The sequence below is a fragment of the Cohnella sp. OV330 genome (assembly GCF_900112065.1).
GTDB lineage: Bacteria > Bacillota > Bacilli > Paenibacillales > Paenibacillaceae > Cohnella.
This window is the reverse complement of the sequence record NZ_FOKE01000002.1, coordinates 192,236-205,916: the sequence shown is the minus strand read 5'-3', so window position 1 is coordinate 205,916 and position 13,681 is coordinate 192,236. Positions and strand designations below refer to the sequence as shown.

At 53.8% G+C, this 13,681-nt stretch carries 20 protein-coding genes; 19 read left to right on the top strand and 1 reads right to left on the bottom strand.

From position 1 onward, the window contains the following. Positions 1 to 2 precede the first annotated feature (2 nt). The 13 genes from BM235_RS04775 to BM235_RS04715 all read left to right on the top strand — a co-directional run bounded on the left by BM235_RS04775 (position 3) and on the right by BM235_RS04715 (position 8,607). Positions 3 to 941, top strand: a complete 939-nt coding sequence (locus tag BM235_RS04775; protein WP_090109993.1) for a RecT family recombinase — start codon at positions 3 to 5, stop codon at positions 939 to 941. After that, complete coding sequence (locus tag BM235_RS04770; RefSeq protein ID WP_090109991.1) at positions 938 to 1,687, top strand: MBL fold metallo-hydrolase; 750 nt, start codon at positions 938 to 940, stop codon at positions 1,685 to 1,687. Before BM235_RS04775 ends, BM235_RS04770 begins: the two co-directional genes overlap by 4 nt. Then, on the top strand, positions 1,688 to 2,083 hold the full coding sequence (locus tag BM235_RS04765; RefSeq protein ID WP_090109990.1) for a hypothetical protein: 396 nt from the start codon (positions 1,688 to 1,690) through the stop codon (positions 2,081 to 2,083). It begins immediately after the preceding gene. Between the two features lies 1 nt (position 2,084). Next, the gene (locus tag BM235_RS04760) at positions 2,085 to 2,660 is read left to right on the top strand and encodes a hypothetical protein (RefSeq protein ID WP_090109988.1); all 576 of its coding nucleotides are present in this window, start codon (positions 2,085 to 2,087) and stop codon (positions 2,658 to 2,660) included. Between the two features lie 16 nt (positions 2,661 to 2,676). Next, entirely contained in the window at positions 2,677 to 3,570 is an 894-nt protein-coding gene (locus BM235_RS04755; protein ID WP_090109986.1) for a replication protein, read from the top strand. Then, positions 3,548 to 4,975 carry a replicative DNA helicase gene (locus BM235_RS04750; RefSeq protein WP_090109983.1) on the top strand — a complete coding sequence of 476 codons (1,428 nt, stop codon included), beginning with the start codon at positions 3,548 to 3,550 and terminating at the stop codon, positions 4,973 to 4,975. The genes BM235_RS04755 and BM235_RS04750 overlap by 23 nt, the downstream gene beginning before the upstream one ends. Continuing rightward, positions 4,944 to 5,099 (top strand): hypothetical protein, encoded by a 156-nt coding sequence (locus BM235_RS31580; protein WP_158543918.1) that lies wholly within the window; start codon positions 4,944 to 4,946, stop codon positions 5,097 to 5,099. The genes BM235_RS04750 and BM235_RS31580 overlap by 32 nt, the downstream gene beginning before the upstream one ends. Before the next feature lie 135 nt (positions 5,100 to 5,234). Further along, complete coding sequence (locus BM235_RS04745) at positions 5,235 to 5,816, top strand: RuvC family protein (RefSeq protein ID WP_090109980.1); 582 nt, start codon at positions 5,235 to 5,237, stop codon at positions 5,814 to 5,816. A gap of 297 nt (positions 5,817 to 6,113) precedes the next feature. After that, complete coding sequence (locus BM235_RS04735; protein ID WP_090109976.1) at positions 6,114 to 6,464, top strand: hypothetical protein; 351 nt, start codon at positions 6,114 to 6,116, stop codon at positions 6,462 to 6,464. A 3-nt stretch (positions 6,465 to 6,467) separates the two neighbouring features. Beyond that, positions 6,468 to 6,743, top strand: a complete 276-nt coding sequence (locus BM235_RS04730; protein ID WP_090109974.1) for a hypothetical protein — start codon at positions 6,468 to 6,470, stop codon at positions 6,741 to 6,743. Positions 6,744 to 6,749: 6 nt separating this feature from the next. After that, complete coding sequence (locus BM235_RS04725; protein ID WP_090109972.1) at positions 6,750 to 7,757, top strand: DUF5131 family protein; 1,008 nt, start codon at positions 6,750 to 6,752, stop codon at positions 7,755 to 7,757. Then, entirely contained in the window at positions 7,754 to 7,990 is a 237-nt protein-coding gene (locus BM235_RS04720) for a hypothetical protein (RefSeq protein ID WP_090109970.1), read from the top strand. The genes BM235_RS04725 and BM235_RS04720 overlap by 4 nt, the downstream gene beginning before the upstream one ends. Continuing rightward, a complete protein-coding gene (locus BM235_RS04715) occupies positions 7,990 to 8,607 on the top strand; it encodes an HNH endonuclease signature motif containing protein (protein WP_090109967.1) in 618 nt (205 codons plus the stop codon). The genes BM235_RS04720 and BM235_RS04715 overlap by 1 nt, the downstream gene beginning before the upstream one ends. 138 nt (positions 8,608 to 8,745) lie before the next feature. Here the strand turns inward: BM235_RS04715 and BM235_RS31925 are convergent, their stop codons facing one another. Continuing rightward, entirely contained in the window at positions 8,746 to 8,913 is a 168-nt protein-coding gene (locus BM235_RS31925) for a hypothetical protein (protein ID WP_158543920.1), read from the bottom strand. A gap of 57 nt (positions 8,914 to 8,970) precedes the next feature. Here BM235_RS31925 and BM235_RS04710 point away from each other — a divergent pair, with 57 nt between their 5' ends. The 6 genes from BM235_RS04710 to BM235_RS04685 all read left to right on the top strand — a co-directional run bounded on the left by BM235_RS04710 (position 8,971) and on the right by BM235_RS04685 (position 13,315). Then, positions 8,971 to 9,411, top strand: a complete 441-nt coding sequence (locus tag BM235_RS04710) for an XF1762 family protein (RefSeq protein ID WP_090109965.1) — start codon at positions 8,971 to 8,973, stop codon at positions 9,409 to 9,411. Continuing rightward, complete coding sequence (locus BM235_RS04705) at positions 9,408 to 9,809, top strand: ASCH domain-containing protein (RefSeq protein WP_090109963.1); 402 nt, start codon at positions 9,408 to 9,410, stop codon at positions 9,807 to 9,809. The genes BM235_RS04710 and BM235_RS04705 overlap by 4 nt, the downstream gene beginning before the upstream one ends. Beyond that, positions 9,763 to 10,164, top strand: a complete 402-nt coding sequence (locus tag BM235_RS04700) for a hypothetical protein (RefSeq protein ID WP_090109962.1) — start codon at positions 9,763 to 9,765, stop codon at positions 10,162 to 10,164. The genes BM235_RS04705 and BM235_RS04700 overlap by 47 nt, the downstream gene beginning before the upstream one ends. A gap of 76 nt (positions 10,165 to 10,240) precedes the next feature. Beyond that, positions 10,241 to 10,963, top strand: a complete 723-nt coding sequence (locus BM235_RS04695) for a putative metallopeptidase (protein ID WP_090109959.1) — start codon at positions 10,241 to 10,243, stop codon at positions 10,961 to 10,963. Between the two features lie 114 nt (positions 10,964 to 11,077). Beyond that, positions 11,078 to 11,536 (top strand): ArpU family phage packaging/lysis transcriptional regulator, encoded by a 459-nt coding sequence (locus BM235_RS04690; RefSeq protein WP_090109957.1) that lies wholly within the window; start codon positions 11,078 to 11,080, stop codon positions 11,534 to 11,536. A gap of 210 nt (positions 11,537 to 11,746) precedes the next feature. After that, the gene (locus tag BM235_RS04685) at positions 11,747 to 13,315 is read left to right on the top strand and encodes a recombinase family protein (RefSeq protein ID WP_090109955.1); all 1,569 of its coding nucleotides are present in this window, start codon (positions 11,747 to 11,749) and stop codon (positions 13,313 to 13,315) included. Positions 13,316 to 13,681 lie beyond the last annotated feature (366 nt).

The following is a 13,681-nucleotide window of genomic DNA, read 5'->3' as shown; positions in this document are numbered from 1 at the left end:
CAATGAGCAAAGACACGCAATTACAAGCGATCGGCGAGTTCAGCCCCGCCGACATCGATACGATGCGCCATACTTTGGCGAAGGATGCCAACCCCGAACAGTTCAACCTGTTCATCCGCACGGCAGCGGCGTCCGGCCTGAATCCATTCCTCAATCATATCTACTGCATCGTGTACGGCGGCAAGCTCAGCATTCAAATCTCCGTCGAAGGCATCGTCTATCTCGCAAAGCGCGTCGAAGGCTACCAAGGCATCGATACGCAGCTCGTTCACGACAACGACATCTTCAAGGCCAAGAAGACGAAGGACGAAGACGGCCGGGACGTGTGGGAAATCGTCGACCACGAGATCCAGTTTCCGCGGGGTAAGGTCATCGGCTGTTACTCGATCGCATATCGCACCGGTTTCCGACCGGTTACGGAGTTCATGGAGGTCGACGAAGTACAGCATCACCTCACCGGAAACAACGCGGGAAATTGGAAGAAATACTTCAACGATTTCTTTAAGAAGACCGTTACGAAGCGCGCGGCAAAGAGACAATTCGGCATCGAGGTCAGCGAAGACGAGGCGCCTGCGAACGGTCCAGAGCTCCCGCAGCAGCAAACCGAACGTCGCGACATCACGAACGAAGCGACCACTTCGGAGTCGAAGTCGCGTCAGCAGCGTCAACAGGCGCCAGCAGCGGCAACTGACTCGAGTCCTGCGCCGATCGACGATGAACCTAACGCCGCAGATCTCGAGCTCAAGCGCAAAACGGCCGAACTGAATGCCAACTTTCTGAAGCTCGGTAAGCCCACGAAATCCGCCCGCGAAGAATACATCAAGGGAAAACTGAACGGCGCCGGCCTAACCGATAAGAACATCGACCAATTGCTCCGTATCACGGCGTTGGAAATCCAAGAGCAGGAGGAAATCGAAAACGCTATTGAGGATCTGAAATGATCGTAAAGGTCCTCGCCTCCGGTTCTGACGGCAACTGCGTCTATGTCGGCACGGAAACGGTCGGAATCCTGATCGACATCGGGTTGCCGAAGAGTAAGGTCGAAAAGATCCTGCTAGCCGCCGACATCATTCCGACCCGGATCGATGCTGTTTGGCTCACGCATGAGCATGGCGATCACTGCAAGGGCCTTCCGTTCGCGGACAAATACAAAATCCCCGTTTACGCCAGCGAAGGGACGCTCAAGCAGCTCGACCGCCTCGAGACAGGTCATGCGGTCGGGGTAGAAGGGTGGCGCGGTTTCGATGGCTTCTCCCGAGACTTTATCACGGTCGCCCCGTTCCGCGTCTCGCACGATGCGCTGGAGCCTTACGGATACACGGTCCGCGGCTTTGACTGGAAGGTCAGCGTCCTCATGGACACCGGCGTCGTCACCGACGAAATGCTACGGAAGATGGCCGACAGCGATGTCTACGTCTTCGAATGCAACCACGACGTACAGATTCTCCAGGACGGCCCCTATGACGCTTTTCTAAAGTCCCGTATCCTCTCCGACAACGGTCACCTTTCCAACGATGCCGCCGCGGCCGCCCTCTCGAAGCTGGTCAAGGGCCGCGGCGAGCACATCTACCTAACGCACATGAGTAGCACGAACAATCTGCCGGCGCTCGCGGAGGCTACGGTCAAGCGCGCCCTCCTGCAGCGTAAATTCATCGCGGGCAAACATTATACGATCGAGGTGGTTTAGATGCTCGAACAACTGGATGACTACAGCTGGCGCGAAGCATTCGGATATGCAGGTAAAGAACAAGGCACTTTTGCTACTTACCAGGGAATTGAGCCAGTAAAGGTCGTTCAATTCGCTGCTCCCGTCTCTACGGAACCTTTCGACCGTGAGGATGTGGCGGAAATCATTGCTATGTCGGACGGTGAAAACGACGGTCCCAATTGGATAGGAATTTTCAAATTGAAAGATGGCCGGTACGCTTCGATCGACGCCGGCTGCGATTATACCGGATGGGACTGCCAAGCTTGTGGGTACGCAGAGGTTTGTGGAACTCTCGAAGAAATGATCAAGTGGGGCCTTTCAGACGAACAGCGTAAACGTCTTGGGCTTTCGGTCGACAAGCATGGTGAGGCCTGATATGAGCGACCCGACACCGCCAGATTATTTTCTACAGGGAGTAAGAATGTCGCTCAATATGAACCAGCAGACGTTTCACCGCAAGACTGTATGGCTGCTTATGCAGATGATCGACCAGCTGCAGCACGACATCAAGGTGTCAAACGAGGACGAGGAGCTCGCCATTGCAAATGCCGATCGTTTGGATAACGAGAATGTCGCGCTTCGGAAGCGATTGGAGAATCCGCCCAAGGTGACACTTCCAGCAGAGGTGGCGAAAGAAATACGTGATCTGCAAGCTGCTGGATTGGATGTGCCGGGGATTTTGGGATCAGCATTTTGGTACGTAGGTCGAACAATTCCTACATCCGATTTACAACATTTCGCTTCGCTCTATCCATTTGATCTAACTCGCGCCCTCGAATTCGGCTATGAAATTGAACCGTCGCCCGAAGAGAAGCTCTTCCAGCAGTATCTCGAACTTCGTAACGGAGGCAAGCATGACAAAGCTGACCTGCTCGAAGGTGCCACCGAACTTCTCGGGCATAAAGAGCTAGCCGAACGTATGTACCAAATCCCGCGCGATCTACCATTTTGAACGAAGGTGAGGTTGAGTGGCCCGAGGACCGCAGCTTGAAGATGGATTTACCCGAATCGCAAACGAGATCCTCGAGAAAATCGGCCGTTGCAATCTGAACGGGACGCAGCGCGGGATCATCGATCAAATATGGCGTTATACCTACGGCTTCGGGAGGAAAGACGCTGCGCTCTCCATCTCGTTTATCGCCCGCGCGCTGGAGAAGCAGAAAAGCCAGGTCGACCGCGAACTGACCGCGCTGATCGATCGCAATATCGTCACCGTCGTTATGACCGAGGGCGGCAGCCGTTCGCGGGTCCTACGCTTCAACAAGGACTATTCGACCTGGCAGTCAGAGCGTCGTCAGCGGAATGGCGGACATGAAAAGATCGTCCACCAAAACGAGGACGAATCGTCCGCCAAAAAGAGTACGAGATCGTCCACCAAAACGCGGACCAAGAAAGATAGTAAAGAAAGAAATAAAGAAACTCCCTCTCGGAATAGCAAAAGGCACTATCCCGAGGACGATCAGTTTTATAAAATGGCGGTTTACTTTCACGGACTCGTTCAGCAGGTCGCGAAGGATGATCCCAAATTAAAGCACTTGACCGTTAACGCAAACCTGCAGTCCTGGGCAAACGACTTCCGTCTCTTGTTCGAACAGGATAAGCAGAATGACAAGCACCTTATTCGAGATGTAATGGACTGGGTGACGAAGGACGACTTTTGGAAGGCGAACGTTCTGAGCGCTTCGAAGTTCAGAAAGCAATTCCAAACGCTCGCGATAAAAATGCGAGCTTCAAATAAAGCCGGCGTGAAGAAGCCTGATCCCAAGGCTGACGAGCTGAATCTGCAGATCAGGCGGGACGAGGCGCTTCGGGTTTGGATGGCTGAGGGGAACGATCCGGATGACTTTGTCTTTGATGAATAAGGCAATTGAAGCAGAACAAGCGGTGCTCGGGTCGGTCTTCATTGACTCATCCTGCTTCGACAAACTTTCGAGGCTGGAAGACCGGGATTTCTCTCTCGAGACGCATCAGCTCATATTCAAGGTCATGAAGTATCTGGCTGACCGGGATCTACCTATCGATATCGTTACGGTGACGGACCAGTTTGTTAAATTCGGCCGCATTACTGATATGGGTGGCGTCAGCTACATCAAGGAATTGGCGGACGCGGTACCGACCGCGGCGAACGTCACCTACTATGCTGACATCGTCCGCTCGAAAGCGCTGCGGCGCCGCGGCGAGGCTGCGGGAAACGAGATCGTCGCATTGTCCCGGCAGGACTTCGAAAGTGACGAGGACTATTTCTCTGCGGTTGAGGATACCGTCGACGAGCTCCGGCCCAAGGAAACGAGCAGGATGCGTAGCTTCTCCGAGATGGAAAAGGGTTATTACGAGCACTTGAAGAGCAAGGCGAAGAAGCTCAAGACCGGCCTGTTCGCGCTTTACGACGCTTGGGCACAGCTTTGGATTGGATGGCTGTACGTGCTGGCCGGCCGTCCTGGTGTCGGCAAGACAGCTAAGGCGCTCATGCTCGTGTATGGGATCGCCAAGTACAACCCGAACGCCGGCCCCGTCCTCTTCTACTCGCAGGAGATGGGCGAGGAGGAAGTGATTGACCGCATGGTCTCCATGATCGCTGAGGTCAACTACAACAAGCTCATCAACAAGGGCGGCGAGGAAGGCTTCACCGATAAGGAGTGGGCGAAGATCCAATCGGCCTATACCGAATGCAAGAATCTCCCGATCTTCGTCCAGGATTCGGCCGGCGTCACCATCGACGAGATCCGCTCGACCGCTAAGCAGTTCAAGAAGGAGTACGGCAAGCTCGCTGCCGTCGTCGTCGACTACTTGCAGATCATGGAGATCACGGAGCGAAAGGGCGAAACCCGCGCGCAGGCAATCGGGCGGGTGACGAAGTCAGCGAAGAACATGGCGCGCAAGCTCAGGTTCGTGTTCATTCTTCTCTCGCAGCTGGACCGCTCCGTCGATACCGAAGAGCCGAAGCTCAAGCACCTGAGAGAGTCAGGAAGCATCGAGCAGGATGCCGACGTTGTTGAGTTCCTATATCTCAACCCCGAGAAGCAAGCCCCGAACGTGAAAGTTATCGATTCCATTTTTGCGAAAGGCCGGAACACCGGCGTCAATCGCTTCACGCTGATTTTCAAATGGTACTATCAGAAATTCACCGAAGTCGATCCGAAGGAGGCTTCGCAGTCATATGGCAAAAAGAACGAATCAGGTAAAAACCGAGGAGGAGTACGTGGCGGCGCTCGAACGTCTCCAAAAGGGCGCCGAGATGATGGGGCATCCTCTGACGAAGACGACTAAGCGCGAGGAATTAATGGTCGTGTACGACGGCATCTGCAGCGCGATCGAGGCGTACAAGGTTCGCACGATCCCTGCCGAGCTGCCGCATATGAAAGCCGTCTTCAATGCGCAGGGCCGGTTATGAGACAGGATCCGTACTTCAGCCGACGGAACTGTGAACAGATCAGGGTTAAAGGCGAACTGCTTGCCGAGGTCTTCTGGTATGAAGAACCGAAAGAAGATCAGGCCCCCAAACCAAAACGACGTAGGAGGAAAAAGAATGTCAACCCGATTCGTGGGGATCGACCCCGCAACGACGACGGGGCTCTGCATCCTCGACATAGACGGCAATCCGATCGTTGAAGCAGATTTGCGTGGCAAGGGTGAAAAAGAGCCAGGCGGTTTATCAATCGCCCAACTCGTCGATCTGGAGAATCAGTTAATCCCCATTTTACAGCCGGGCGATGAGATCGCAGTCGAATCAGCAGCGTTCGGGACCAACTCCGCGGTCACGGCCGGCATGATCCATGGCGGCATTCGGTCGATTATCCATCGCAAGAAGCTGGCGTTTTCCAACGTAAACCCGACCTCTACGAAAAAGTATGTCGGCGTAACTGGTTGGATCGGCGAGAAAGGAAATAAACGTCGCCTGAAGGATGACGAGAAAAAAGCGGCCGTGAAGGCTGCTGTCCTCGATCTTTTCGGTTACTCCCACAAATCGCACAACGTCGTCGACGCCTATGTCATTGCCCGGATCGCTCGGAGCATCTACCTTCGCCGGGAGCTGCTGCCGGCTGTCGACACCCAACCCTATCAGATTGAGGTCGTGCGGGATATCCTCGAAGGCAAGGCGCCGAAATGAAGCCGCGGAGCTGGCGTAAGGCGACGCTCGCGCAGCTCATTATGATAGCCTATCACGACGCCGAGGCCGCGTCTGTCGATCGTCAGGCGGCGCTCGACGAGATTGTGCGCCGGCAACACGCGGTGCGCTCCCGTAGCGGCAGCCGCATCAACCAGCGCGAGAAAGCGAGGTACGGTCGATGAGCTGGATTGAGCTCTATGCAGCATGGAAGATCGTCGGCGGTGTGCTTATAGTCCTCATCTTTCTCTCTATCCTCGGTGTCGCCAAATTCCTAGACTGGATGGAGGGAAAACGTCGATGAGCCAAGGAACGATTAAAGTCTGGAAGCGAACCCCCGAGCAGATCGCAGCCTACACGTACAACCAGGATCTCGGCCCTCCAGACCGCATTGATGACGCAGGCAAGCACGTTCAGCGCATCGAGCCGCCGTCTATTGTCCCAAAAAAGAGAACATCCCGCAACGCAAAGCTCTTCATCCCATTCGAGGAATATCTCGCGCTTCGAATTTCAGGCTTATCCCGCGAACAGATTGCCGTCGCCCACTCAATCAGCGTGAGTAGCTTATACAACCGACTCCGCGAGTGGGGCATTTCCAGCAAGAAGGACGAAGCTGTCGCTATTGAGAAGCAAAAATCGAAAGGAGAATGACCCATGGATTGGGACGCACTCAACAGGCAAATCGAAGACCTTCATCGGGACCATCCTACCATGAGCATTAAGACGCCGGCAGGCTCTAAGATTAGGTTCGCTGGATTTCACGGGGAAGAGATGGATCTAGAGGAGGCAACCGCAATCCTTACGGTTGGCGAGGTCTACACCATGAAATGCATCGACGTCGGCCAATCCCGTTCGTACGTCTACCTCGAAGAGGTGCCGGACATCAGCTTCAATTCTGTGATGTTTCAGAACGTCTGCAATGGAGAGTGAACCGCTATGAGCGATAAAAGCAAGATTGAATGGACTGACGCAACGTGGAACCCCGTCACCGGCTGTACGAAGGTCTCGGAAGGCTGCCGGAACTGCTACGCGCTGACGTTCGCGGAGCGCTGGCGCGGGACGGCGGGCCACTACTTCGAGAAAGGCTTCGACATCGTGATGCGGCCGGATAAGCTTCTCGAACCGGTCAGATGGCGGAGACCGCGCAAAGTCTTCGTGAACAGCATGAGCGATCTCTTTCACCGCGAGATACCGCAGGATTATATCGACAAGGTCTTCGCCGTCATGGCGCTGGCGCCGCAGCATGAATTTCAGTTACTGACCAAACGTCCGGAGCGCATGCTGCATTACTTTCAGGGCTTGGAGAAGCGCGGCGCCCGCCAATTGTTGGCCGACGCGGCCGAAGCTATTACAGGCGATGAGAATGCTGGGATATTCGTCGCTAATCGAATCGGCGCGGGAGCATCGAGCAAGCCGGGCTGGCCGCTCAAGAACGTCTGGCTCGGAGTCAGCGTGGAGAATCATAAGGCGGCGGACGAACGGATCCCGTTGCTGATCCAAACGCCGGCAGCGGTCCGCTGGCTGAGCTGCGAACCGCTGATCGGTCCGGTAGATCTGTCGAAGTGGCTCATGACTCCCGGGTGGACGCCTACGTACTATGACCCTGACAATATACACGGATATCCGAATTCTGAGCCAACAAACGAATTTATCAATTGGGTTGTTGTCGGCGGCGAGAGCGGCCATAAGGCGCGGCCTATGCATCTGGCCTGGGCGCGGAGCCTACGGGACCAATGCCAGGCTGCCGGCGTGCCTTTCCTCTTCAAGCAGTGGGGCGAATGGACGCCGGGCATGAATTTCCCGGACTTCATCCCCTCGAGCATCAGTGCATCAGATATGGGCTTCGGAAACGATCTTAACAACGTTTGGCGAGTTGGAAAGAAGGCTGCCGGTCGAGAGCTTGACGGCCGAACCTGGGATGAATACCCGGAGGTGAGAGTGTGAAGAACACAATGGGTGATTTGAACAATCATCTTTTTGCGCAGCTCGAGCGGTTGAATGACGAGTCTTTAACTGATGAGCAACTGAAGAAGGAGCTCGAGCGTGCCAAAGCGGTGTCGTCTGTCGCATCGCAGATCATCTCGAACGGTTTTTTGGTCCTCAAGGCCGTACAGATGAAAAGCGACAGCATGAACGCTGATGCGCAATTACCGAAAATGCTTGAAGGCGGCAACTGATGGCAGGGCTACGCCAGGAAGTAAAATCGTTTATTCATGACCACTACCGCGGCAGGCCGTTTCCTGAACTGGTTCGACTCGTTCAAGAAAAGTTCGGCGAGGACTCTACGCACAAACAGATTCGCTGTTACGTTCATAACCACAAGCTTTGGAACGGATTGAACACTCAGTTCAAACCCGGTCAATCTCCTTTCAACAAGGGAAAGTCGAAAACATGGATTGGTGGTGAGGAGACGCAGTTCAAGAAGGGCCACCGTCCGCGCAATTACATGCCGTTAGGCAGCGAACGAGTCAACGCAGACGGCTACATCGACGTTAAGATCGCGGATCCGAATAAATGGGTTGCCGTTCATCACCTTATATGGGAGGCCGTGAAAGGACCCGTTCCTCCTGGACATGTAATCATTTTCGGCGACGGCGACAAAATGAACGTCCACCCCGACAACTTGCTGCTTGTCACCCGCAACCAACTCGCCAGGCTCAATCAAAATCATCTCATCAAAGGCTCTACGGACTTGACAAAGATCGGAATTGTAATCGCCGATCTCAAGCAGAAAATCAGCGATAGAAGCAAGCGGCAAAAGGGAAATAAACCAACGAGGGGCGGAGAACATTGAAAATCCAAGTTGAAATTACGCATCCAAACGGCAAAGAAAAGCTTGTTCTGATTGATCCTACTGAGTCCGTTTTACAACTCTTGGTCGGCAAGCTTTTCAGCTATTGCCGTGACGTGAACGCCTCACAGTCTACTACGTCTAAGGAGCCGTGACGGCTAACTCATCCAGCACCGCGCGCAGCTCCGAGACCTCGGCGCGCATCACGGAAGCGGACGGCACACGGGGGAGCAGCCAAGCTTCAAAGCGCTGTACCTTGTCCCCGCACCCGTCGTATTGTACGAAAAATTCATATGCAAGTTCAGTCATTAGAAACACCTCAAGGCAAGTATAAATCGGAACGCTTGTTCGGAAAAGAGGTTTTAAATGCTATTGTTGCAGCCGGTCACGTTCGAGGACGCTTGCGAGTTCGTTCGGCAGCACCATAGGCACCACGTTCCACCTGTCGGGCACAAGTTTAGCATCGCCGTCGCGGACGAGTCTAAGGTCGTGGGCGTCATCATAGTCGGAAGGCCGGTCGCTCGGCACCTGGACAATGGCCGCACACTGGAGGTTACGCGCTGTTGTACGGACGGCACCAAGAACGCCGCAAGCCTGCTGTACGGGGCTGCATGGCGCGCCTGCAAGGCTCTTGGTTACCGGCGTGTCGTAACATATACGCTCGCCTCTGAACCGGGCACTAGCCTGCGGGCCGCCGGATGGCGCGAGCTTTATAAGACGCCTGGAAAGAGCTGGAGCGTGCCGTCCAGACCCCGGATCGACAAGCATCCTATCGGACAAAAGACGATTTGGGAAGTGATCGAATGAAAGGACTCATCATCAAGCCCTACTGGGCTGATCTCATCCTCGCCGGACAGAAGACCTGGGAGATCCGCGGCAGCTACACGCACCACCGCGGTCCGACGGCGATCATCAAGAGCGGCAGCGGCAAGGTATACGGTGTGGTCAATATCGTCGATTGCATGTCGCTGCCGTTTTCATCGTGGAGCAAGAACAAGAGCAAGCATCACGTACCATTCGGAAGGATTACTTACGAACGTCCGCATGCCTGGGTGCTGCAAGACGCCCGCATGTTGCCGGAGCCTCTGCCCTATGTCCACCCGCAAGGCGCGGTGATTTGGTCAATCTACCGGATGACATCTTCGAAGGAGGATCCCTATGCTAAACAGAGAGCTGACGCTCCAGCGCCTCGACAACCTATCTGAAATGAGCGATGACGGCCTTGCTGTATATCCCATGGAACGCATAAGGGAAACAGCCGGCGCCGCTGTCGGGCATATCAAAATACTGAACGATCGGATCGCTGAAATGACGAAGAGGCTCAGGCGTTACAAGGCGTCCGCGCATCACCATGCGAAGCGTGCGAAGGAAGATGGAAAAAGTGCCAAGGAAGAAAGCCGGCCTGGCTATGGAGACATCCTCTGGCTCAAGGACAAAGCTGATAGGCTGGACCGTGAAAACGCGGAACTGAAAGCTGAAGTCGAGCGACTCCGGAAACAATCCGCACATGACATCGATATGGTTGGTAAAGGGGATGTCGCTTCCCCATCTGAGCATTAATTTTTTTGCTCAAATATTCTACAAATCGTAGAATTCTATATAACGGAGAACATACTAATTTGCAAAGGATGCGTGAATGTATATGCCAAGAGGTCGAAGGAAGTCTGCAGCAGTACCAAAGCCACCTAAGTTTCACAGCGAAGCCCCCGAGGCGGTTTATAAGTTCCTCGAGGACGTGGTCGGCAACCTTCATGACAATCTCGACGGATCCGAGCCTCTGATTCTGTTCAAGCACAATGGATGGAAGTCAAAGGGCAAAGAACTTTTCGCTAAGATCAAGATTCTCGGCGAGGATCTTCGTACGGCAATGGGAAAGGACTACATTCTCTTTCTCAACAAAGACTTGTGGGAGAAGATGAGCGAGCCGCAGCGCCGTTATGTGCTGGACCACCAGCTCAGTACGATCGACATCACTACCGACAAGCACGGTGATGCCAAGACGGCGAATGACGGACGGGCAAAGCTTAAATCTCTACCATTCGATATCGAGGCTTACGCGCCGGTCATCAAGCGGCACGGTGCAATCATGGAGGACGTGAAACGCCTCGCCCTCTCCCTCAAGGAAACGAACCAGCTCACGATCGAGGAAGCTGCAGCCGCCGTCGAGGCTGATAAGCCGGAAGAGCCTCGGGAGGGCATACGCGGCACGATCGCGCAGGACGGAACGGTCGACGTCCAGCGGACTGATGAACCCGAACCGGAGGATGACAAGAACCAGGTCAAGCTCGAGGAAGCCATGCAGGCTGCAGATACCGGTGAAGATCCGAACGCACTCTTCCCTGGCTTGGGTGATGACTAATGGAGCGGCATCATTTCTGGCGGCTAGCGTTTGTTTTTATCGTCCTGTTCTGGGTTTCATTCTATTACTTGGTTAACTGGCTGATCTCAAAATTCTAAGCATGGGGGCGATGGTGTGCAGCAGCTTCAATTCGAGTTGCCGGAGCTGGATCGTAAGGCGACGCAGCGTGCAGTCGAGGACGCTCTCGAAAAATACCGGGTGTGCAAGTACCTGGTGTTCGAGGAGCGAGAGGCGAGCACGACCGCCGGATACGTTGAGCGATTCCACGGTCCGACAAACGTCACTTCCGACTCGACTGCTTCCATCGCCATTCATAACGTCGATGCACAGGCAGCTCAGAAGGCATACTGCGAACGTATGGAACGGCAGGTTAAGCGGCTGCCGGTTAACGAGCAAAAGGTGATTCGCCTTCGCTATATGGAGGACGATTACGTACTCGATTACCAAGTGCAGATGGAGCTAGGGATAAGCGTCAACACCTACAACAAGCGTCGCTGGAAGGCTTTCTACAAGCTGGCGCTTGCGCTCGATATAGCGGTTCAAAAATCAAACGACGAAGCAGGGGCAACATGACCGAGCCCCTGCTCATAAAATAGATCGGGTGATGCTGCGTGGAGAAGAAAAAGCCCTATCGAATAAATCTGATTCATAAAGGCACGGACCCCCAAGCCGTAATAAATAAATTGGTAAAATCCGAGTGGACAAAGATACTGGATAAAAATGGCCTGATCGCTTACAATCTAGACGAGGTTCTGAACAAACACACTTCGGGGGAAATGTGTAATGATCACTAACGGCGTAAGAGGATATGTTCGTGTCTCAACTATGAAAGACTCGCAGAAGGACAGCCCCGAACACCAAGAAGCTTTTATACGTGAGCGGTCAGCTGCTATGGGCATGGAAATTGAGCAAATTTATGAGGACCGCGATTCGGCCACGAGCATTGTAACGCGTGACGATGTACAGAGGATGATTGCGGATGCAAAGAGGGGCGACGTTCGCACCCTCTTTTTTACGTCACTCTCACGGTTCAGTCGGGATGCGCTGGATGCGATCTCGCTGAAGCGAATCTTAGTCAACGCGCTTAAAGTGCGAGTAATCTCGATCGAGGATGGATACGATTCAGGGATCAAGGACGACGAGTTGGTGTTTGGCATCAAATCGGTGGTCAACCAAAACACGAGCGGCGATATAAGCACATCGTCGCGGCGTGGCATTCGGCAGTCGGCAGCCAAGGGCAACTACATCGGCTCGATTCCCCCGTATGGGTACAAGAAGGTCGTCAGGGACGGAAGAAAGACGCTTGATGTCGTTCCCGAGCAAGCCGAGATTGTCCGAATGATTTACGACCTGTACGTTAATCACGGCATGGGAGAAAAATCGATTGTCAATTATCTGAATGGCGAAGACGGCGAGCGCGCCCCGATCCCTTCATATAAAGGCGGATTGTGGGGCCTCACGGCTGTGCAGCGTGTTCTCCAGAACGAGAACTACACGGGCTTCAACGTATACGGACGGCACACCGTGGAGGTCACTTACAATGATCTGACGGACCTGATGGACCGGGGAAAGAAACTCGTTCAGAAGCCGAAATCAGAGTGGGAGAAAACTGATTTCCAGACACATGAAGCGATCATCTCTCCCGAGCTGTTCAAGGAAGCGCAGGACTTTCGATTGATTCGAGGTGGAGGTGTCCGCGGCGGCCGGCGCTCATTCGTCAACGTATTTGCGAAAATGATCTTCTGCTCGGAGTGTGGATCGGCGATGGTCACGATGGCGAGCAAGACCAACAACAAAGCCGAGAAGGAATACCGGTATCTTATGTGCTCCAGGCGTCGACGCGTCGGTGCCAAAGGCTGCGGCAATGACAAATGGTTGCCGTACTTCGATTTCCGCGACGATCTCATGCAGATGATCTTAAGCGAGGTCCGAGCTCGTCTGAAAGTGTACGAGCAGGATCCGAAAGCTCTTTCGATCGGGTTGGCTGGAAAAGATACGGAGAAAGAGAAGCAGAAGCTTGAGAAGCGCGTAGAGGGTAACCGTAGACTGTTGTTCGAAATTCGCAGGCAAAATATGCTCGGGGAGATCGACGCCGGCCAATACGAATTCGAAAAGGCGCAGTACGAAAAAGAGATCGAGGAAGACGGAAAGCGATTGAACATTATCATCGCCAAGCAGCAGCAACAAGCCAATATCGATAAGACACATAAGCAGATGAGACAGAGCCTCTCCGATTTGACCAAGCTGGAAAATTACGAAGACATCGAAAAGACCCGGCTACTGTTGACCCGTCTTGTACAGCGAATTACGGTCAATAAAGAAGGGGAAATCGACGTCATTACAAATCTATAATCAAAGAGCATCAGTCCGGATGATTAAAATCTAGGATTGGTGCTTTTTTTAACTCCCTCGGTAAAATGTAGTTTTCTCACGAATGCTCGCTTATTCGCAGGATCTCTCCCATGGATAAATCGCTATCCGGATAGAAGGGGCTTTGTACCGTCAAATTCGGCAACCGAAGCGTATGCGGGAACAGAAGGGGCGAGGTTTCGCTCCTCTTTTTACTGCTCTGCTGCACGCTGCTCCACATGACCTCCGGAGGCTTTCACTCCCATTTCTCGACGGGTCGATGCCCTTTCATTCCTTCGTTACGCCTATCCGGTGGGTGGAGGCCGGTTATCCTAACGGTACGGGTCTGTGCCCTTTTGCGTAATGCAA